Consider the following 1146-nt stretch of genomic DNA (forward strand, 5'->3'; position numbering starts at 1 on the left):
AACGGGGCGAAGATATCCATCGTCTCGCGCGCCTTCTGCACCTGCTTCTCGGGCTTCATCGACCGGATCGTCCGCATGTTGTGCAGGCGGTCGGCCAGCTTCACCAGGATCACCCGCATGTCGCGGGACATGGCCATGAAGAGCTTGCGGAAGTTCTCGGCCTGCTTGGTCTCGGTGCTGGAGAGCTGGAGGTTGGTCAGCTTGGTCACACCATCGACCAGCTCGGCGACATCCGCGCCGAAGATCTCGACCACCTGGGCATAGGTGGCGCGGGTGTCCTCGACGGTGTCATGCAGCAGCGCCGTGACGATGGTGGCATCGTCCAGGTGCTGCTCGGCCAGGATCATGGCCACGGCGATGGGATGGGTGAAATAGGGCTCGCCCGAGCGGCGGAACTGGCCCTCGTGCATATCGCGCCCGAAGTCATAGGCGCGGCGCAGCATTGCGGTGTTGGACTTGGGGTTGTAGGCGGTGACGAGCGCGACAAGCTCGTCGACCGGCACCATTTCCTCGGCCAGATCAGCCTGCCCCACATCCCCCTCTTCCTTGCGCGACTCGCCGGTCGCATCGGCATCACGGGGGGTCATAGGATCGGCCTCAGTCCTGACGCTGTGCCTCGACGAGGGCGCGCAGCAGCTTCTCTTCGCTCATGTCATCCTCGACCGGCTTGTCAGCCGCCTCGGCCCCCATGAGCAGCGCCATGCTGTCCTCTTCGGGTTCATCGACCTCGATCTGGGTCTGATGCGATTCGATCAGACGCTCGCGCAGCTCGTCGGCCGACTGGGTCTCTTCGGCGATCTCGCGCAGGGCGACGACGGGGTTCTTGTCGTTGTCGCGGTCCACGGTGATCTGCGAGCCCGCGCTGACTTCACGCGCACGATGGGCGGCCAGCATGACCAGTTCGAACCGGTTCGGAACCTTGTCGACGCAATCTTCAACGGTAACGCGGGCCATCGTGCTCTCCTGCTGCTTGGATCAAGCTTACTGAGATGAGGTTGAGAGCGTGTTTCTATGCCCTCTGCCCCCTGTTGACAAGTCGATTCTCCCCGAGCAGCTTGCCCGGACCCAGCCTAGGCCAGGGGCGCCAGCGCCTGAATATCTTGCTGCGACAAATCCCCGCACATCTGCGTGACGCTCTTGTGGAGC

Annotated in this window: 2 protein-coding genes; both read right to left on the reverse strand. The window is 63.4% G+C overall.

From position 1 onward, the window contains the following. The coding region (locus tag OS124_RS24875; protein WP_138919560.1) for an HD domain-containing protein at nt 1-506 on the reverse strand (506 nt) is incomplete at its 3' end. Between the two features lie 91 nt (nt 507-597). Then, nucleotides 598-954: a DNA-directed RNA polymerase subunit omega gene (gene rpoZ, locus OS124_RS0115355; protein ID WP_010140651.1), complete on the reverse strand. Its 357-nt coding sequence runs from the start codon at nt 952-954 to the stop codon at nt 598-600. Nucleotides 955-1146: the final 192 nt, after the last annotated feature.

Origin of the sequence: Oceanicola sp. S124 (assembly GCF_000220565.1) — a bacterium.
In the GTDB taxonomy this organism is placed as follows: Bacteria; Pseudomonadota; Alphaproteobacteria; order Rhodobacterales; family Rhodobacteraceae; genus Pseudooceanicola.

What these genes read in the sequence shown, in the direction of transcription:
- rpoZ (WP_010140651.1), bottom strand. Translation starts at nt 954, where the DNA reads ATGGCCCGCGTTACCGTTGAAGATTGCGTCGACAAGGTTCCGAACCGG.